Source organism: Vagococcus sp. WN89Y (assembly GCF_052220145.1).
In the GTDB taxonomy this organism is placed as follows: domain Bacteria; phylum Pseudomonadota; class Gammaproteobacteria; order Enterobacterales; family Enterobacteriaceae; genus Kosakonia.
Genome location: NZ_JBQPOM010000028.1, coordinates 301,198 through 320,529, shown reverse-complemented (window position 1 = coordinate 320,529; position 19,332 = coordinate 301,198). Strand labels below are relative to the sequence as shown.

Here is a 19,332-nt window from a genome sequence, read left to right as displayed (position 1 = left end):
TAGTGCAATGCTCACAAAAGTGTGAAGATCAGCGCAACCGGAAAGCTAATCGGCCATGTTGCGCCAACCAGAATCGCACTGAGGAGCCGTATTTTCCAGCTTTCCTGGGTCAGAAACCAGGTTATCACCGCGCATACGCAGGACATGGCAAGGTAAAAAATAAGCAGTTTTGTGTACAGCTCCACCTTTGACTCCCTTCGTCAGGCTAAACATCTGCACACTATGTTGCATTTTCTGCAGGACTTTTTTGTTTCTGCCGTCACGCTTTGTGACGGAAAAAACTTAAAACAGAGAAAAGAGTAACGCGACAGGAAAGCTCATTGGCCAGGTGGACCCCACCAGAAAGGCGCTCAGGAAACGAATGCGTTTGCGATCGTGGGAGAGAAACCAGGTTATCAGAGCACAAATCAGCGCCATGATAATGTAAAAAGCCAACATTTTTTGGTAAAGCGACATAACCGAAATTAACTCAATAGTAACAAAACGTGCAAAATATGCTATTTTTGTTGATATTTATCAAGTTAAATCGCCTGCCATTACGGGTGATCAGTCCTGTTTTTGATCCGTAAACGAACAAGCCAGCCCCAAGGCTGGCTCGCTGGCGGTCAAATATGCTTCACACTCGCTCTGGAAGTCAGCATCGTGTTTACGTATCGTAACGGGCTGTCCTGCTTCAGATGTTTGTCGATTTGCGCAATATGCATCCGGTACGCACCTTTTAGCGCGGCAGGAATGCAGCGATAGCCGACGTTAACATAAGCGTTAACGATCTCTTTCTGGATTTTCGCATCAAGGTTATTTAAATCTCTATTCGTATAAACAAGCCGGAAGTCTACCGGGACGACCTCGCCTTTCGTTGTTTTAACGAAGTTAGATGGCCTGGCATCGGCCATAAAAAATCCTTTCTCAGCCATTTTTACGACGGCTTTCTGGATATCGTGTGTGGTTAATGCGCCTTTGTTTTCGATATAAGGCATTTGAATCAGATTGCGTTTATATAACGCTTCTGCTTCGCGGCCATGGGCGTGGTTATATTTGTTGCACATGGCGACTTCATGTTGTGCAGAAATCTCATTGATGTTTTTCTGTTTCTTGATAACAAAGTCTTCATGCTTGTATATAAAGGCATTGCTACCTTTATGAATCACCAGCCAGTTGGCTTCTTCAGCGGTCAGATTTTTAATTTTTTCCTGCGCCTGGACTTTATGATCCAGCATAACCTGAGCCTTATTAATCCAGCCATCTATTTTATTGTCCATCGCTGGATTAGACATCTCAGGTTTTATTACTTGAAGGTCTTTGATTAACCGTGAAATATTGTTGTGATCAAACCCTTTGAACGTATTTTTCTTGCCAAATATAAATTGCAGGGCATTGGTCCTTATATCATATTGGCTGTTTACTATTTTTTCGAGTTTATGTAATGACTTATACGACAAACTATAGTTATAAGCTTTTTTACCCAGGGCACTTTGCAAAGTGTCAGCCTGCACATCAATTCTTTGTTTAACAGCGCAAATCAAAATAAATTCCTTAACAATGCAGTATTTAACATGAATGACCAGAAAAAATATTCACTCCTGACCGGGTTAATTGCCCTTCACTCGCCATCAGGCGTAATGTCAAAGAATGACTGACATAAACAGACTGTCACCTGCATCATAAAAATGACGGGCATCACGCCTGAATTGATGTTAATCAGTGAATGGGTAATACTGCTAAAAATATATTCATGGTATTTATCCTGTCAATATTCACGTTGCTCAGATGCGAGTTAATTTATAAAAATATCACTGTTTTTGTCGTCATTTTAACGGTTAATAAAAAAAATGATTACTGTTTAAACGATTTTGCTCCCAATACCGTCAATTATTTCCCGCCAGGATTCCCGTTCTTTCTGCCCTTCGTCTCGCTGCCCGCCAATCTTAACGATAAGCTCATTAGCACCGGAGAAAACCTCCAGAGCGGTCTCATGCCCATATGCTGTGGGGGTATGTAAAACCCAACATTCACTGATTTTGCTCTCTTGTATCAGTAGTTTATTTGCCGGGTTGTGTACCTGCAGCCAACCGTTTGCGCATCCGATTTTATCAAGCAGGCCAGTATATATTTGCGCGCACCCATGATTTGGAACAGAAACGGTTAATTCCTCGTAGCGCTCTCTGGCTGCGGTAAGCACCTCCTGTAAGGCTTTTTTACCGACAGGCCAGGCAAGATCTGCTTTCACACAGCGGAATATCTCCTGCCTGGACATATGGTACTTCTCTGTCAGAGCGACTATATCTTCCGGGCAGGTCATGGCGCGCCATTCAGCATCAATATGATCATTAAATTCGTAATCAATATTAATTATTGATCTGTAGTGCGGATAGCGGATATTAAAAGTGGGCGGAATTTGCTGTGTAGAGGCATACCTTTTTAGCAGGACGGAAAGCCCTGATTCACTGGAGTTTTCGGTAATAAATATTTTATGAATGGCCTGCCCATAAAAATCAAATATCTGGAACGAGCGTTGTATTTTCTTGTCTTTATACTGCTTAATATAATAAATATGGTTCCAGTGTTTAAAAAAGATACGCAGATCCAGTTTGCGCGGGTTCAACACCAGCCCGGCCTCCGCGCTGATATTCACTTTATTATAACCATACAAATGTTGATTGCGGAACACGCCTTCCTGAATGCTGATGGCATTTTTGTTTGTCGTCATGCATTTGACATGACCTAGAAGCTCAAGATCCGTCACGAAAAACTTCACGTCAGGAATGGCAAGAATAGTGGCATCGTGAGCTAAACGAATATTTGTTAATTCCCCTTCACTCATGCCATATGATGCAGCAACATCAACAGGATAGTTTGTTTTTAGTTTTTGCATCACTTTTTCAATTATCATGAATTAATATCCTTATTAATTTCAAAAGCCAGATATAAATATTACCTATGACCGTTAGCTTCCTGATTATGAATCCACATTTTCTATATGAGTTCAAGATTTTTTTAGTTTTTTTATTGCAGGTTCGTTTAACTCATTATGAATTTTCAGCGAGTTAAATAAGGTCCATTTTTTTGGACGAAAGCAGCCGTAATTCTCAATTAATAATTCTATAATAGAAATTATATCCATCAGAAACGCCACTTAGTTTTATATAAAAATTTACCTTAAGGTATTCTTGCGGTTATTCCTTTTTTATGTGCGCGGATTGGCAAATTTGGTGAGGCGTGTACACTCTGTTAGGGTTTATCAGTAGGGCATATAACTTCGTAGACAAGGTAAGGTTATGCAGAAATACGACGATCTGTGGCAGGCCATTGAGGTTCGCGTGCGGGAAAACAATGACATAACGCATGTTGATATGACCACTGACAGTGCGCGTGGGCTGGCAGCACGGCAACGGATTGCACAGATATTTATCCTTGAGTCGCTACTGGCGCGCCATCGTGAAAAGTACGCCAGCAGTTTTGTCCCGCTGGCGGGTGAAGAAGCGCTTTACCATATGATCTTTAAGCGTACCGGCTGGAAACCGTTTGAAGTGAAACAACTTTCCTTCCTGGATGCGATGTTCGTCCTGGCTGAACTGTTCCGCGATGAAAACTTACCGGCAGAAGTTCGCGCCGTTTTGCGTTCGGAAGGCGTGACGGATCAAATCTTTATCACTTATGATTTTTCAGAGAAAGACTGGGCACCGCGAGAAAATGAAGCGTTCCTGAAGCGTTAAGCAACACTACCTGCCATGAGTAGGTGGTGTTTCAGGCATTGTGAGAAAAATAAAACACGGTGCCTTCACAGAAGTAAATTTCAACAGGGACAAAACGGTGTAACGCCTCGCCTTCCTCGCTTCGACAATGCATTGATGCTTTGCACTCTTCCTGCTTGCGCAATCCAGCTGTATCTGTTTGCTCCGTTGTGCCCATGGTTATCCCGCCTGTGTTAAAACCAGTAATTATTAATATTAATTGTTTCATTGATATTAATAATGTGGCAAGACACCTTTTCTGTGGATTAATGTTTGATCATCACATGACGCACCACGGTGTAATCTTCCAGGCCATAAAGTGACATATCTTTGCCGTAACCCGAGTTTTTCTGCCCACCGTGCGGCATTTCGCTGACCAGCATAAAATGGGTATTTACCCATGTGCACCCATATTGCAGACGGGCGCTTAACCGATGTGCGGTGCCGACATCGCGTGTCCAGACGGAGGAAGCCAGCCCGTACCGGGAGTCATTCGCCCAGCCGAGCACCTGATCTTCATCGTCGAAAACGGTCACGCTGACCACCGGGCCAAACACTTCGCGCTGGACAATGGCATCCTCTTGTTTTGCTCCCGCCAGTAGCGTGGGCTCAAAATAGAAACCGGCACCGCCATGCGCTTTGCCGCCGGTGATCACGCTAATATGGTCGAGTGCTTTCGCTTCATCAACGGCTTTCGTTACGCGTGCGAGATGTGCCGCAGAACTTAATGGCCCCAGTTCGGTCGTTTCATCTTCCGGCGCGCCCATTTTCAGGCTTGAAATTGCCGTGCCCAGTTTCTCCACCAGTGCATCATAAATACCGCGTTGCGCGTAGATACGGCATGCAGCGGTGCAATCCTGCCCCGCGTTATAAAAACCAAAGGTACGCACCCCTTCTACCACCGCATCCAGATCGGCATCATCAAACACAATCACCGGCGCTTTACCGCCCAGTTCCATATGCGTGCGTTTAATTGACGAGGCAGTATGCCGCAGAATATGTTCACCTGTGGCAATCGAGCCGGTCAGCGAGACCATATTCACCTTGTCGTGCCCGGTCAGCGTGTCCCCGACGGTTTTCCCCCGCCCAAACAGCACATTTAAAACGCCTGCCGGGAAGATATCTTTTGCCAGCGCGGCAAGTTTTAACGCACTCAGCGGTGTGATTTCTGAGGGTTTAAGCACAACACAGTTCCCTGCCGCCAGCGCGGGGGCGAGCTTCCACGCGGCCATCATCAACGGATAATTCCAGGGCGCGATGGATGCCACGACACCGATAGGATCGCGGCGAATCATTGAGGTATGTCCTTCAAGGTACTCTCCCGCCGCCAGCCCGTTCAGGCAGCGCGACGCACCGGCAAAAAAGCGAAACACATCCACCACCGCCGGAATTTCATCACTCACCACGCAGTGCAGCGGTTTTCCGCAGTTAAAGGACTCCAGCCGGGCGAAGGTGTCCGCGTTGTCTTCAATGACCTGTGCCAGCTTCAGTAAACATTCGGCACGCGTCTTCGGTGTGGTTTGCCCCCACTGTACAAAGGCGCTGGCGGCTGCCTGCACCGCTGCCTCCACCTGCGCGGGCGACGCCTCGGCGATTTCCAGCAACACCTCGCCGGTGGCCGGGTTAAAGACAGCCTGTTTTTCGCCTGCGCCGTCGACCAGTTCTCCATTGATAAATAGTTGATGTTGCATAATTTTGCCCTTCCAGCACAGTGGATTATTTACCGCTTCCGTCGGTGTCTCGTGTTAACCACCAGGCACCCAGAATCGGTATCGTTGTCACCAGCATTACCAGCAAGGCGACAACATTGGTTACCGGCACGTCGCGCGGACGGCCGAGCTGATTGAGCAGCCACAGCGGTAATGTTCGCTCATGGCCTGCGGTAAATGTGGTGACGATGATTTCATCAAACGACAGCGCAAAAGCCAGCATCCCTCCCGCCAGCAGCGCGGAACCGAGGTTTGGCAGCATCACATAGCGGAAGGTTTGCCAGCCATCCGCGCCCAAATCCATTGAAGCCTCAATCAGGCTCCAGGAGGTGCGTCGAAACCGGGCTATGACGTTGTTAAACACAATAACGACGCAGAAAGTGGCATGTCCGACAACAATAGTGAGTAAGCCTGGCTCCAGACCGATGGTCTTAAATGCGCTCAACAAAGCCAGACCGGTAATGATGCCTGGCAGCGCAATGGGTAATAACAGCAGCAGCGAAACCGCCTGTTTACCAAAAAATTGACTGCGCCAGAGTGCCATTGCCGCCAGTGAACCAAGGATCAAGGCAATAAGCGTTGCCAGCGCAGCGACTTTTAGTGACAGTGTCACGGATTCGAGAATGTCCGTACGCGCCGCTGCGACACTAAACCAGTGCAAGGTAAACCCCTGAGGAGGAAAGCTGAAGGCCGCATCTTCTGTATTGAACGCATAGATAGCGATAATAACGAGCGGGAAATGCAGAAATATCACCCCGCTCCAGGCCGCCAGTTTGAGCAAGAAAGGCGCGTGTTCAGAGTGCATCGAAAGCTCCCAGGCGTTTCACTAACGCCAGATAAAGGGCAATCAATACAATGGGCACCAGCGTAAATGCAGCCGCCATGGGCATGTTACCGATGGCCCCCTGCTGTGAATAGACCATGTTACCGATGAAAAAACCCGGCGGCCCTACCAGTTGCGGGACGATAAAATCGCCCAGCGTCAGGGAAAAAGTAAAAATGGAACCTGCGGCCACGCCGGGAATGGCCAGCGGCAGCACAACATAGCGAAAAGTCTGGCGCGGGTGGGCACCAAGGTCTGCTGAGGCCTGCAAAAGTGTTGAGGGTAGCCGTTCCAGCGCCGCCTGTACCGGCAGGATCATAAATGGCAACCAGATGTAGACGAACACCAGAAAACGCCCTAACCCTGACGTAGAGAGCGTATTTCCCCCGATTGCGGGAAGAGTCAGCAAGGCACGAAGCAGAGGTTCCAGCCCGAGATGGCTTAAAAACCACTGCGCCACACCATCTTTTGCCAGCAGCAGCGTCCAGGCATAGGCTTTAACGATATAGCTCGCCCACATCGGTAGCATCACGGCGATATAAAAAAACGCTTTCCATTTTCCGCGGGTATAACGGGCCATATACCAGGCCAGCGGGAAAGCAAAAATGGCACTCGCGAGGGTCACCGCGATGGCCATCAGCAGCGTACGTAAAATAATGTCGTAATTGGCCGGGTTGAACAGCGCCCGCAGATTGGCAAGGGTGAGCGTTGGCGTCACCGACATGGTGAAGTCATCGAAGGTGTAAAAGACCTGCCAGAGCAGGCTCAATAACGAGCCAAGATAGACAATGCCGAACCACATCAGCGGGGCGGTCAGCAGGAGCAGCAGCCCGAGCAGCGGCTTACGCCAGACGAGCGCGCTAAAACTGCGCCGGTGGCGCGCGCTACGGGCAATGCTCATTTCCATCTCAACGTGCCCCATCAAGCGGCACCATTGCCCCACGCGACCAGGAGGCCTGTACGTGCTGACCCGGCACCAGCGTGGGCGATAACAGCGCATCCGATAGATTTGCCTGGCTGACCAGAAGCGTTGTGCCGTTGGTCAGCGCCAGCTCGAAGCGAGTAGCGGCCCCCTGGTACTGCACGGCCTGCACGATACCATGCACTTCGACTTCTCCCGGAGCATTAAGGCGAATATGCTCCGGGCGCAGGGAGAAGATCCCTTGCATTTCGCACAGCGCACTGGCTTGCGCAGCATCGAAAACATTTGCCGTGCCAACAAATCCCGCAACAAACGGTGTGCGTGGGCGCAAATAGAGCTCCCGTGGCGCGTCCACTTGTTCAATCCTGCCGTTGTTGAACACCGCCACCCTGTCCGACATCGACAGTGCCTCTCCCTGGTCATGGGTGACAAAAATAAAGGTGATGCCGAGTTCCTGCTGGAGCTTTTTCAACTCGAGCTGCATCTGTTCGCGCAGTTTAAGATCAAGCGCGCCGAGCGGCTCATCGAGCAACAGCACGCGCGGTTCATTCACCAGGGCGCGGGCAATCGCAACACGCTGGCGTTGCCCGCCCGAAAGCTGCGAAGGCATGCGGGCAGAGGCAAAACCCAGTTCGACTTTCTCCAGTGCTTCGCGCGCGCGGGCATGGCGCTTTTTTTTATCGATACCTTTTACCATCAGTCCGTAGGCGACGTTATCAAGCACCGTAAGATGCGGGAACAGGGCATAATCCTGAAAAACAGTATTCACATCGCGCGACCAGGGCGGTAAGGCGCTGGCATCTTCGCCAAAAATACGCAGCGTCCCGCCGCTGAGTTGTTCGAACCCGGCTATCAGGCGCAGGCAGGTCGTTTTACCGGAGCCGGATGGCCCGAGCATGGAGAAAAATTCGCCATCGCGAACAGCAAAGCTGACCTCATCGACGGCTCTGATGTCGCCATATACGCGGGAGACATCCGTAAATTCCACAGCATAGGTCATGCGTCGCCTCCACAGGTTAACGGCCGCCCATGATGGCAATATAATCCTGCGTCCAGCGGCTGTACGGGACATATTTCCCGCCCCCGGCTACGGGGGTTTTCCAGAACGCGATTTTGTCAAAGAAGCGATAACCGTTCGTCTCGCAGCCTTTTTTACCCAGCAGCGGGCTGGCTTTGCACCCCTCGGGGACGACAGGCAGCGAGCCGAACCAGGCAGCAACATCACCCTGCACTTTTGGCGTCAATGACCAGTTCATCCAGCGATAGGCGCAGTTGGGATGTTTGGCCTGAGCATGCAGCATGGTGGTATCTGCCCAGCCGGTCACTCCCTCTTTCGGGAAAACAGTCGCGACAGGCTGGTTCTCACTTTTCAGTACATTGGCCTGGTAAGGCCAGGCGCTGGCGGCAACCACGCCTTCGTTTTTGAAATCGCTCATCTGCACGGTGGTGTCGTGCCAGTAACGGTGGATCAATAGATGTTGACTGCGCAGTACTTTCAGTACGGCCTGGTACTGTGCCTCGGTAAGCTGGTAAGGATCGTTGATACCCAGCTGCGGCTGGGTGGTTTTCAGAAACAGCGCGGCATCGGCAATATAGATAGGGCCGTCATAGGCCTGCACACGGCCCTGATTGGTTTTTCCGTCCGGCAGGTTTTGCTGCACAAAGATAACCGCCCAGCTGTCCGGCGGGGTTGGGAAGGTATCCGTGTTGTACATCAGTAAGTTGGGGCCCCACTGATATGGCGTGCCGTAGGTTTTGCCGTCGACGTTGAACCAGTCACCTTTCACTAACCTGGGATCGAGCGTTTTCCAGTTGGGGATTAGCGCCGTGTTAATCGGCTGCACTCGTTTTCCCATAATCAGGCGCAGCGAAGCATCGCCGGACGCCGTCACCAGGTCGTAACCGCCTTTCGTCATCAGGCTGACCATTTCATCCGACGTGGCGGCAGTTTTTACATTTACGCGACAACCGCTCTCTTGTTCAAACTGCGTCACCCAGTCATACGCTTTATCGGTCTGGCCGCGCTCGATATACCCCGGCCAGGCAATAATATCCAGCCGCCCTTCTCCTTTGCCGATTTCGCTCGGTTCGGCGGCCTGCGCGGTCATCACGGTAAGACCCAGCGCGCACAGGCTGCTGCGGGCAAATTTCTTGCTCATCGAATTACTCCTGTCGCAATGAAAAAAGTGCAGCTGCCTTGCTAATAGTTTCCTTAATAAAAATAGACGCCGACCCGCCCGGGAGAATGGCTGCGCCGGGAAATTTCACCAGGATGTGACTGACCGCGCATTACATTAAAGAATAAACGCAACGCAAATCCTCTTTCGGAGTATAGACAAGGAGTTAGTAAAGAGCGGCGCAACGAAGGCGTTATCAATATTTCATATGAATAACGTGGTTAATAGCGAGGAAAATAGTGACGTCCGGGCGTTAAAAATTTGCCCGATTTATTTCATCATGTCGCGGATTAATTCGCCAAGCAGCATAACCGCCCGCTCCTCTTTCTCTCCCCAGGCCCACGCACAGTTAAAGCGAAAGAAACTGCGCCAGTTATCGGATGTCGAGAACATTTTGCCCGGTGCGATGCTGATGTGGTGCGCCAGCGCGCGCTGGCTTAGTTCGCCAGCATCCAGCGGCGCAGGCAGCTCCAGCCATAAAAAATAACCGCTTTCATTGCGATGAATTTTCACCTCCGACGGCAGATGGCGCAATAACGCCTGCCAGGCAAGGTGCTTACGTTCAGCCAGCGCGCGGCGTAAGCGGCGCAAATGGGCGTCATAATGGTGTGTGGCGAGGTAATCGACCAGCGCCAGCTGCAGCGGTGAACTGGTCGATAAGGTACTCATAAGTTGCAGTTGTTGAATGCGCCGCGCATGACGCCCGGCGGCTACCCAGCCGACGCGAAACCCGGCGACCAGGCATTTCGAAAATGACGAGCAGTGCAGCGTCATATCCTGCTTATCCCATGCTTTAGCGGGCTGCGGTTGTTCGCGCCCGTAATAGAGTTCGCTGTATACATCGTCCTCTATCAGCATCACGTTATGCTCTGTCAGCAGTGCAACCAGCCGCGCTTTTTTCTCTGCGCTCAGGGTAAAACCCAGCGGATTCTGGCTGTTGGTCATCAACCAGCAGGCTTTGACCGGATTGTCACGCAGCGCTTGTTCCAGCGCCTCCAGCGAGATGCCCTCTTTCGCATCAGTCGGCACCGACAATGCTTTGAGTTTCAAACGCTCCAGTGCCTGTAGCGCGCCATAAAAGCAGGGGCTTTCAATTATCACCCAGTCACCCGGTTCGGTCACGGCCTGTAAACTCAGGTTTAACGCTTCCAGCGCCCCGGCGGTAATGACTATCTCATCCGGGGAAATATTGATGCCCTGGCGTGCATAGCGCCTGGCAATAGCATGGCGCAGCTGGCTGTTTCCCGGCGGCAGATTCTCAATAACGCTCATCGCGCCAGCACTTTTGCTCACTTTAGTCAGTGAGCGATTAAGCTGCGGCATGGGAAATAATTTGGGGTCGGGAAACGCGGAGCCGAAAGGCAGCACGGAGGCATCGCAGCTGGCCTGCAGAACATCAAAAATGTAGGTGTTGATGTCCACCGCTTCATCGCGCGTGACTTCCGGTGCCTTCGCGTGCGCTTTTTCCACCGGTGGCGTGACAAAGTAGCCGGATTGCGGGCGGGCAAAGATGCGCCCCTGGCTTTCAAGGAGCTGGTAAGCATGCCCGACCGTCATAAAGCTCATGCCGCTGTTGACCACCTGCTCACGCAGTGACGGGAGTTTCTCTCCTGGCCGCCAGACGCCAAGATCGATCTGTTCGCTGATTTGTTGCGCCAGGCGCTGGTATTTTTTCATCGCTCGTTATGTGCTGAACAATCACCGCTATCATGACATGCGCCAGGTCAATAATCTATATCAGAATGAAAAACCAGTCGTATCTATTGGCGCTGTTATAAAAACGACGCCAAAGGCGTTTTTTGAAAGTGGATATATTGGCAATGCTTATAATATAAATTCAAATAATGTTGTTTTGAATCAATCTGTAAACCGGAGTTTGTCATGCCCCGCTTTAGAATGACTCACGCTAAAAACCCCTTAACTGTTTGCATACAAAAAGGCTTCAGAAATATAAGACGTAATTTGTCACGCATGATGAATTCTTTAAAAAGTGTCAAACCCACGCCAACGCCGTTAAAACAGATGTCGATGGGAAAAAATTCAGCGCCAATGTCTGTTGTTGCCAAAAATATTGTGACCATCGCGGTTAAAGACAACGCAGCGGTAATCTACCCCGATCATATCTCCCATCATCAAAATAAATCCACCTCCTTACCTTCTGTAAATGCAAATACGCAACCCGCAATGGCGAGAGATATTTCCCCATCGTCCAATCTGAATCAACATAGCGCTGAAATAAAAGATGAGACAGCAACGACTTTGGTGCCAGCTGAACGAGAAAAAATAAAAGGAATGCTGGGGTCAATACAAGAGTATAAAAAACTCACCGAAAAAGCTTACTTTAAGGGCGACAAAATGCCCCCCGATGAAATGATGGATGCAATATGGGAAGCTGAAGAAAAAGTATTTCCTCAGGTGCTGGACGCGTTCAACGCCCGGCATAAGCTGAGCATAAAATACACGCTAAAAAGCAAGGAAATAACGGACATGGCCGTTAACCGTGACTGGAATGGCCGCCAGCAGTTTATTTTCGATAGCGGAAACCATTCTGTTTTTGCTGATTTGTACAAAGACTCTAACGGTAATATTTCTGTCATTACCATTGATACATTAACCAGCACAAATGATTTTTGCACTGAAAGCCTGCTGGCACGCGCATTTAATGAGCGAGAAATTCACGAAGGAAAGTTTTCGCTACTGTCTTTTAAAACTGAGGCGCAGAAAAACTACCAGGGTTGTAAGTATTTCAATATGCACTTTGCCAAAACAGCGGCAAAAGATGCCCTGATTGTAGAGTTGCATAAAGGAAATATCAACATAACCAAAGAACAAGCGGCGAAAAATCATAAGAACGATGCGCCAGGCGAGTATATAAAGAGAAAACCTCATCCGCATACGTTTATTAGTGTTGCTGAGACGGCTGAGTATTTAAATGCCCGCTATTACAAACACAGTCACTCCTCATCACGGCTTTTTGCTTTACCCCTGCAAAGGCGTAAAGAAAACATTTTTAAAGGGGCGAATGTGATTGAGAGATCGAGCAAATTCCGCGTACAAAAAAGACAAATAATAGAAGAGACTGAGGCAGAAACCCAACACGCGAGCGTAAAAGAGCGCGTGTTAAACTTCAGTAACTCTCTTGATCATTTCCGCCGCAAACGCATTATCGAAGCCGAAGCGTTTCTGCAAGCTCGTCTGGCCTGACACCCTTCGCTGGCGGCCGCTCCGCCAGCTTTTTGCCCTCCTTACTGACACATCCCACCGCTTCGCCTGGACGATATCAGTTTCACTTTATAAGCTTGATGAGCAAACTGTTATGTTTAATTTCACAGGGATTGTCTCTGCAAGTTTGCAGTGTTGCTGTTTAACATAACTGCTAAATATCGATGACGAGGATGTACATGTTTGGTTTAGATGCGTTCTACCTTGCGAGGATCCAGTTCGCTTTCACGGTCTCTTTTCACATCATTTTCCCGGCAATAACCATCGGACTCGCCAGTTATCTGGCTGTTCTGGAGGGGCTTTGGTTAAAAACGCGTAACCCGGACTGGCGAACGCTGTATCACTTCTGGTCGAAAATCTTCGCGGTGAACTTTGGTATGGGCGTGGTTTCCGGCCTGGTGATGGCGTATCAGTTTGGTACAAACTGGAGCGGATTTTCCCAGTTCGCCGGTAGCATTACCGGCCCGCTGCTCACTTATGAAGTACTGACCGCCTTCTTCCTTGAAGCGGGCTTTCTTGGGGTGATGCTGTTTGGCTGGAATAAGGTCGGGCCTGGCCTGCATTTTTTCGCTACCTGCATGGTGGCGCTGGGCACGCTGATGTCGACCTTCTGGATCCTCGCGTCAAACAGCTGGATGCATACCCCGCAAGGTTTTGCTATCGAAAACGGCCAGGTCGTCCCTGTCGACTGGCTGGCGGTTATCTTTAACCCATCGTTCCCGTACCGCCTGGTGCATATGTCGATTGCGGCGTTTCTCAGTAGCGCCCTGTTCGTCGGCGCGTCTGCCGCCTGGCATCTGCTGCGCGGCAACGACACGCCTGCTATCCGCAAGATGTTTTCGATGGCGATGTGGATGGCACTGGTGGTAGCGCCTCTCCAGGCGATGGTTGGTGATATGCACGGGCTGAATACCCTTGAGCATCAGCCAGCAAAAATTGCTGCTATTGAAGGCCATTGGGAAAATCCGCCCGGTGAAGCGACGCCGCTGCTGCTGTTCGGTCTGCCGGATATGGAAGAAGAGCGCACGCGTTATGCGGTGGAAATTCCGGCGCTGGGCAGCCTTATCCTGACACACAGTTTTGATAAACAAGTCCCGGCGCTAAAAGAGTTTCCACCCGATGAGCGCCCCTATTCACCCATTGTTTTCTGGTCATTTCGTATCATGGTCGGCCTTGGTGTGTTGATGATTGGCCTTGGCGTCGCGGCACTGTGGCTGCGTTTTCGCCATCGGCTTTACCAGTCACGCCCTTTCCTGCATTTTGCGTTCTGGATGGGGCCTGCGGGATTGATTGCTATCCTTGCCGGTTGGGTCACCACAGAGGTTGGACGGCAGCCCTGGGTTGTTTATGGCCTGTTGCGTACCGCAGATGCCGTCTCTGCTCATGGCGACTTGCAAATGAGCCTCAGTTTGCTGGCGTTTTTTGTCGTCTATTGCTCGGTATTTGGCGTGGGTTACAGCTATATGGTGCGCTTAATTACCAAAGGCCCGCAGGCGCATGATGAACACGCGACGCAGGGGACTCCGGCCCGCCCGCTTTCTGCGGCGGGAGAACGTCTTGAGGCTGAAGAGGACAAATAATGGGTATCGATCTTTCTTTGATATGGTTTGTAATTATCGTCTTCGCCACGCTGATGTATATCGTGATGGACGGATTCGATCTCGGTATCGGTATTCTGTTTCCGGTAACGCGCGATGCCCAGGACCGCGACGTGATGGTTAACAGTGTCGCGCCGGTGTGGGACGGTAACGAAACCTGGCTGGTGCTGGGCGGCGCCGGGCTTTTCGGCGCGTTCCCGCTGGCCTATGCGGTGATTATCGACGCGCTAACCATTCCGCTGACGCTGATGTTGATTGGCCTGATTTTCCGTGGTGTTGCCTTTGAGTTTCGCTTCAAAGCGACGCCTGGCCATCGCCCTTTCTGGGATAAGGCATTTTTAAGCGGTTCGCTGCTGGCGACCTTTTGCCAGGGCATTGTTGTTGGCGCGTTTATTAATGGTTTTGAGGTGACCGGGCGCAGCTATAGCGGCGGTGCGCTGGACTGGCTGACGCCATTTAACCTGTTTTGCGGTTTCGGTCTGGTCATTGCGTATGGGCTGCTGGGCGCGAGCTGGCTGGTGATGAAAAGCGCGGAACCTTTGCAGGATAAAATGCGGGCGACGGCGAAACAATTATTGCTGGCACTGTTAATCGTTATCTGTGTTATCAGCCTGTGGACACCGTTAACGCATCCTTCTATTGCCTCGCGCTGGTTTAGCCTGCCGAACTTGTTCTTCTTCCTGCCGGTGCCGCTGCTGGTGTTCGCTTTCAGTTTCTGGCTGTGGCGCAGCCTGAATAACCCGCAGCATCATGCCCTGCCATTTCTGCTGACGCTTGGGCTGATTTTCCTCGGCTTTAGTGGGCTTGGTATCAGTATCTGGCCGCATATTATTCCGCCAGATATCACGCTGTGGCAGGCGGCTGCCCCGCCGCAAAGCCAGGGCTTTATGCTGGTCGGCGCGCTGCTGATTATCCCGATAATCCTGGTGTATACCTTCTGGAGCTATTATGTGTTTCGTGGCAAAGTGCAACATGGTGAGGGATACCACTGATGAAACAGCCTTTATACAAACGATTGTTATGGCTGGTGTTTATCTGGTGCGCCAGCGTTCTGGCTCTGGGTGCGGTAAGTATGGTGTTTCGCTTTCTGATGGCGGCTGCCGGGTTTAAATCGCACTAAGTCGCGGCAGCCAGGACGGAGGATGCCCAACGTGCATCCTCTTGTCTTTTTTACCTGTTTTTAGGTAAGGTTTTGAGCAAATCATCCGGGCTGATGGACGCCACTACGCTTCCCGGCAGCGGCATCTTCAGGATGTGGTTTTTGATTTTGCCCACAACATGCATCTCGCAAGGGCGGCAGTCAAAACGCAGCGTCAGCACTTCGTCGCCATGAATAAGTTGCATCGGCGTGGCGCGCCAGCTTTTGATATTCCCTTTCGCCTGTTTCGGGCACAAATTGAAGGCAAAGCGCAGGCAGTGTTTGGTGATCATCACCGGCACATCGCCCTTCTCTTCATGCGCTTCAAACGCCGCGTCAATCAGCTGCACACCGTAGCGGTGATAAAATTCACGTGCCTTATGGTTATAGACGTTTGCCAGAAACGAAAGATGCGTTTCCGGGTAGACCGGCGCAGGTGTGGATACCGGTTTACGGCTGCCGCGCTGGTAGCTTGCCAGGCGCGCGGCCTCCAGCATCTCTACCGCTTCGCGGCGGAACTGGTTTAGCACACTATTTGGCACAAATAATGCGCCCGGCAGGTTAACCTCTACACGGCGGGCGTAATAACAGGTTTGCCCCAGTTTGCTCAGGCCATCTTTCAGTTTTTCCAGCGCGTGGGCGTTATTCGCTTCATCAAACAACCCGTCGAGCGTATGGGTGATAGTGACGCCATCTTCGCTGCTGAGCGTTAAAATCAGCTGCTCCTGCCAGCCGCCCAGCTCGATATCGATACCAATACGCCGCTCGCTGGAGGTTTTGAGCAGCGCCTGTTGCCAGTTATGGTCAAGGTTACGGTTCAGCGGATGATGCGGGCGCACGTTTTTCAGCGCCGGGGGCATTTCGTTCGGGAAAACGCGGTAGCGATTATCACCGGTTTTCTCGGCAACATTGACGCGAAAGCCGACCACTTCGCGCTTCACCAGCACATTCAGGCCGTCGCCGTTTGCCAGAGGTTCGGTGGTTTGCACGTCCAGGTGATCTTTGGCGACATTCAACACTTCGCCCACCGGTAAGCCGACAAATTTTGGCGAGTCGAAAGCACCGATATCGATCTTGCGGGCGTTGACAAAATAATCGGTGCTGCCGCGATGGAAGGTTTTATCTGTCGATGGCACGAAGAAATGCTCGGTACGCCCTGCCGAGGCGCGAGCCAGGTCGCCTCGCTCTTCAATGATCGCATCCAGCATCTGGCGATAGTGAGCGGTGATATTTTTCACATAGCTCATATCTTTATAACGCCCCTCGATTTTAAAGGAGCGAACACCTGCATCGATAAGCGCAGCCAGGTTGGCGGTCTGATCGTTATCTTTCATCGACAGCAGGTGTTTTTCATAGGCCACTACGCGGCCCTGATCGTCTTTTAAGGTATAGGGCAAGCGGCACGCCTGGGAGCAATCCCCCCGGTTGGCGCTGCGCCCGGTTTGCGCGTGGGAAATATTGCACTGACCGGAATATGCCACGCACAGCGCGCCGTGGATAAAAAACTCAATCGTGGCGTCGGTCGCGTCATGAATCGCGCGGATCTGCTCAAGGTTCAGCTCGCGCGCCAGCACTATCTGGCTAAAACCGACATCCGCGAGAAACTTCGCTTTTTCCACGCTGCGGATATCGCACTGGGTACTGGCATGCAGCTCAATGGGCGGAATATCCAGCTCCAGAATACCCATATCCTGCACAATCAGCGCATCAACACCGGCCTGATAAAGCTCGCCAATCAGGCGCTGCGCAGGTTCCAGTTCATCATCGTGCAGGATTGTATTGAGGGTGATAAAGATTTTAGCGCCATAACGATGGGCAAAAGGCACCAGTTCGGCGATATCCCGCAGGCTGTTGCCTGCGTTGTGGCGCGCGCCAAAACCCGGCCCGCCAATATAGACAGCATCCGCGCCATGAAGAATAGCCTCACGGGCGATAGCCGTGTCGCGGGCCGGACTTAAAAGCTCAAGTTGATGGGAGTGCAGGCGCATACAATCGTCATTATCCATTATGTACAAAATGGCGGCTATTGTAGTCACATCAGGGCCGTTACACCACCGGTGAGCGGGGGAATTTGCGCCTGCTGGCAATACAAAGCTGAAATTACTATTTCCGCTACTTTTCCTCTGGCGATAGAGTCGTTATCAGGACATGTCTTTTTTACGTTGTCGTCGTTATTTTGCCGCAAGCTCGCTTGCGGTTTTTTCTTGTGGGTAATGAATAAGCGAGTGGAAATGTACGGTCTGCGAGGCGCTGTTGCGATAAGAGTGCGCCTCATCACCGGCAAAACGCACTCCGCTTCCGGCGGTCAATGTCCGCCACTGCCCGTTAATGCACATATCCAGCGCGCCGCTAATCACAATCACATGCTCAATGACGCCCTTTTCATGCGGCGTGGACTCGCTCAGCGCACCTGGTGCCAGGGTTATCGAAAAAAGGTCAAAATGGAGTTTCTCATCCCAGGGAAAAAGCGGCGTGATAACCATCGCTTGCTGGTCAGGATCATAGGGCAGCGGCGTGTCACCTTCGGGTGGCGCAATAAAGGTTGAAAAAGGAACATTCAGCCCGGTGGCGATTTTCCACAGCGTAGCCACGGTCGGACTGGATTCGTTACGCTCTATCTGCCCCAGCATTGCTTTGGATACGCCTGTTTCGTCCGCCAGCCGGGAAAGGCTCCAGCCCCGCCCTTGCCGCAAGCTTTTCAGCGTCGTCGCCAGATAAAGTGTGAGCTCCATGATATCTCCTGATTGACCATCTGCCATTGACTTGTGCGTTATAGCGCACAGTGCTAAATTGTCTGGATGTTATAACGCACAAGGAGTGCAAATGCGTCTTACAACGCTTTCTGTTCCCGTTGCGATACCCTTTACCAGCGTGCTGGCGGGTTTTGTCGCCGTACTGGTTGGTTATGCCAGCTCGGCGGCCATTATCTGGCAAGCCGCTTTGGCTGCCGGAGCCAGCGCCACGCAAATTGCAAGCTGGATGACCGCTCTTGGCATCGGCATGGGCATCAGCACGCTTGCACTCACCTTGTGGTATCGCATGCCGGTTCTCACGGCCTGGTCAACACCCGGCGCCGCCCTGCTCGCCAGCAACTTGCAGGGCGTTTCATTAAACGAAGCGGTCGGCATTTTTATTTTCGCCAATGCGCTTATTGTGCTGTGCGGTATTACTGGTCTGTTCGCCCGCTTGATGAAAGTTATTCCGCACACGCTTGCCGCCGCGATGCTGGCGGGTATTTTGCTGCGTTTTGGGTTACAGATATTCAGTAATATGGAAAGCCATTTCACTTTGTGCGGCAGTATGCTACTGGCCTGGCTTATCTGTAAAGCCCTTGCTCCACGCTATGCTATCGTCGCAACATTAGTTGTCGGCGCGCTGGTTGCGCTATTTTTTGGCGACGTGACAACAGAAAATGTGGCATTTTCGCTGGTTGCTCCCGGTTATACCGCACCAGAGTTCCATTGGGCATCGCTCATTAGTATTGGTCTTCCTTTTTTTCTGGTGACGATGGCCTCGCAAAATGCGCCCGGTCTGGCGACCATGCAGGCTGCTGGCTATCACCCGCCGGTCTCGGCACTGATCATTTTTACCGGCGCGCTGGCGCTGCTGCTGTCGCCTTTCGGCGTGTATTCTGTCTGCATCGCCGCCATCACGGCGGCCATTTGCCAAAGCCCGGAGGCGCATCCGGATGCAGACAAACGCTGGCTTGCGGCAGCGGCGGCGGGTGTTTTCTATTTGCTGGCTGGTTTTTTTGGCGGGTCGATCAGCTCATTACTGGCGTCGTTACCTCAGGCCTGGCTTCAGACGCTGGCCGGGCTGGCATTATTAAGTACGATTAGCGGCAGTCTGCATCAGGCGCTGACCAAAGAGAGCGAGCGTGATGCGGCCATTGTAACGTTTCTGGTGACCGCAAGCGGCGTCACGCTTATGGGGATTGGCTCAGCATTCTGGGGGCTGGTCATTGGCGGCGCATGTTATGTCGTATTGTCGCAGGCGCGCCGTACATAAAATG

At 51.4% G+C, this 19,332-nt stretch carries 19 protein-coding genes; 6 read left to right on the top strand and 13 right to left on the bottom strand.

Going from position 1 to position 19,332, the window contains the following annotated elements; genetic code table 11:
- Positions 1-11: 11 nt before the first annotated feature.
- The 4 genes from ACTU3N_RS10120 to ACTU3N_RS10105 form a co-directional block, all read right to left on the bottom strand.
- On the bottom strand, positions 12-185 hold the full coding sequence (locus tag ACTU3N_RS10120) for a GhoT/OrtT family toxin (protein WP_443085997.1): 174 nt from the start codon (positions 183-185) through the stop codon (positions 12-14).
- Between the two features lie 97 nt (positions 186-282).
- Positions 283-456: a GhoT/OrtT family toxin gene (locus ACTU3N_RS10115; protein ID WP_443085996.1), complete on the bottom strand. Its 174-nt coding sequence runs from the start codon at positions 454-456 to the stop codon at positions 283-285.
- A 149-nt stretch (positions 457-605) separates the two neighbouring features.
- Complete coding sequence (locus tag ACTU3N_RS10110) at positions 606-1,523, bottom strand: hypothetical protein (RefSeq protein WP_443085995.1); 918 nt, start codon at positions 1,521-1,523, stop codon at positions 606-608.
- 317 nt (positions 1,524-1,840) lie between these two features.
- Positions 1,841-2,890 carry a ChuX/HutX family heme-like substrate-binding protein gene (locus ACTU3N_RS10105; protein WP_443085994.1) on the bottom strand — a complete coding sequence of 350 codons (1,050 nt, stop codon included), beginning with the start codon at positions 2,888-2,890 and terminating at the stop codon, positions 1,841-1,843.
- A 385-nt stretch (positions 2,891-3,275) separates the two neighbouring features.
- Between ACTU3N_RS10105 and ACTU3N_RS10100 the strand changes: the two genes are divergently transcribed.
- Positions 3,276-3,713: an ECs1072 family phage-associated protein gene (locus ACTU3N_RS10100; protein ID WP_443085993.1), complete on the top strand. Its 438-nt coding sequence runs from the start codon at positions 3,276-3,278 to the stop codon at positions 3,711-3,713.
- 31 nt (positions 3,714-3,744) lie between these two features.
- Here the strand turns inward: ACTU3N_RS10100 and ACTU3N_RS10095 are convergent, their stop codons facing one another.
- From ACTU3N_RS10095 to ACTU3N_RS10065, 7 genes are all read right to left on the bottom strand, one after another.
- Entirely contained in the window at positions 3,745-3,909 is a 165-nt protein-coding gene (locus ACTU3N_RS10095; RefSeq protein WP_443085992.1) for a hypothetical protein, read from the bottom strand.
- 88 nt (positions 3,910-3,997) lie between these two features.
- Entirely contained in the window at positions 3,998-5,422 is a 1,425-nt protein-coding gene (gene patD, locus ACTU3N_RS10090; RefSeq protein ID WP_443085991.1) for an aminobutyraldehyde dehydrogenase, read from the bottom strand.
- A gap of 25 nt (positions 5,423-5,447) precedes the next feature.
- Positions 5,448-6,245, bottom strand: coding sequence for an ABC transporter permease (locus tag ACTU3N_RS10085; protein ID WP_443085990.1), 798 nt, complete (start codon positions 6,243-6,245; stop codon positions 5,448-5,450).
- Positions 6,235-7,185: an ABC transporter permease gene (locus ACTU3N_RS10080; protein WP_443085989.1), complete on the bottom strand. Its 951-nt coding sequence runs from the start codon at positions 7,183-7,185 to the stop codon at positions 6,235-6,237. The genes ACTU3N_RS10085 and ACTU3N_RS10080 overlap by 11 nt, the downstream gene beginning before the upstream one ends.
- Entirely contained in the window at positions 7,172-8,185 is a 1,014-nt protein-coding gene (locus tag ACTU3N_RS10075; protein WP_443085988.1) for an ABC transporter ATP-binding protein, read from the bottom strand. The genes ACTU3N_RS10080 and ACTU3N_RS10075 overlap by 14 nt, the downstream gene beginning before the upstream one ends.
- A gap of 16 nt (positions 8,186-8,201) precedes the next feature.
- Complete coding sequence (gene ydcS, locus ACTU3N_RS10070) at positions 8,202-9,344, bottom strand: putative ABC transporter substrate-binding protein YdcS (RefSeq protein ID WP_443085987.1); 1,143 nt, start codon at positions 9,342-9,344, stop codon at positions 8,202-8,204.
- A gap of 288 nt (positions 9,345-9,632) precedes the next feature.
- The gene (locus tag ACTU3N_RS10065) at positions 9,633-11,039 is read right to left on the bottom strand and encodes an aminotransferase-like domain-containing protein (protein WP_443085986.1); all 1,407 of its coding nucleotides are present in this window, start codon (positions 11,037-11,039) and stop codon (positions 9,633-9,635) included.
- 204 nt (positions 11,040-11,243) lie between these two features.
- Here ACTU3N_RS10065 and ACTU3N_RS10060 point away from each other — a divergent pair, with 204 nt between their 5' ends.
- The 4 genes from ACTU3N_RS10060 (at position 11,244) to ACTU3N_RS10045 (ending at position 15,302) form a co-directional block, all read left to right on the top strand.
- Positions 11,244-12,566 (top strand): YopJ family acetyltransferase, encoded by a 1,323-nt coding sequence (locus ACTU3N_RS10060; RefSeq protein WP_443085985.1) that lies wholly within the window; start codon positions 11,244-11,246, stop codon positions 12,564-12,566.
- A 197-nt stretch (positions 12,567-12,763) separates the two neighbouring features.
- Positions 12,764-14,164 carry a cytochrome ubiquinol oxidase subunit I gene (locus tag ACTU3N_RS10055; RefSeq protein ID WP_443085984.1) on the top strand — a complete coding sequence of 467 codons (1,401 nt, stop codon included), beginning with the start codon at positions 12,764-12,766 and terminating at the stop codon, positions 14,162-14,164.
- A complete protein-coding gene (gene cydB, locus ACTU3N_RS10050; RefSeq protein ID WP_443085983.1) occupies positions 14,164-15,174 on the top strand; it encodes a cytochrome d ubiquinol oxidase subunit II in 1,011 nt (336 codons plus the stop codon). The genes ACTU3N_RS10055 and cydB overlap by 1 nt, the downstream gene beginning before the upstream one ends.
- Positions 15,174-15,302, top strand: coding sequence for a DUF2474 domain-containing protein (locus tag ACTU3N_RS10045; RefSeq protein WP_443085982.1), 129 nt, complete (start codon positions 15,174-15,176; stop codon positions 15,300-15,302). Before cydB ends, ACTU3N_RS10045 begins: the two co-directional genes overlap by 1 nt.
- Before the next feature lie 50 nt (positions 15,303-15,352).
- Here ACTU3N_RS10045 and ACTU3N_RS10040 read toward each other — a convergent pair whose 3' ends face one another.
- Complete coding sequence (locus tag ACTU3N_RS10040; protein ID WP_443085981.1) at positions 15,353-17,308, bottom strand: peptidase U32 family protein; 1,956 nt, start codon at positions 17,306-17,308, stop codon at positions 15,353-15,355.
- 183 nt (positions 17,309-17,491) lie between these two features.
- Positions 17,492-18,052, bottom strand: coding sequence for a helix-turn-helix domain-containing protein (locus tag ACTU3N_RS10035; protein WP_443085980.1), 561 nt, complete (start codon positions 18,050-18,052; stop codon positions 17,492-17,494).
- Positions 18,053-18,143: 91 nt separating this feature from the next.
- Here ACTU3N_RS10035 and ACTU3N_RS10030 point away from each other — a divergent pair, with 91 nt between their 5' ends.
- A complete protein-coding gene (locus tag ACTU3N_RS10030; RefSeq protein ID WP_443085979.1) occupies positions 18,144-19,328 on the top strand; it encodes a benzoate/H(+) symporter BenE family transporter in 1,185 nt (394 codons plus the stop codon).
- The last annotated feature ends 4 nt before the right edge of the window (positions 19,329-19,332 follow it).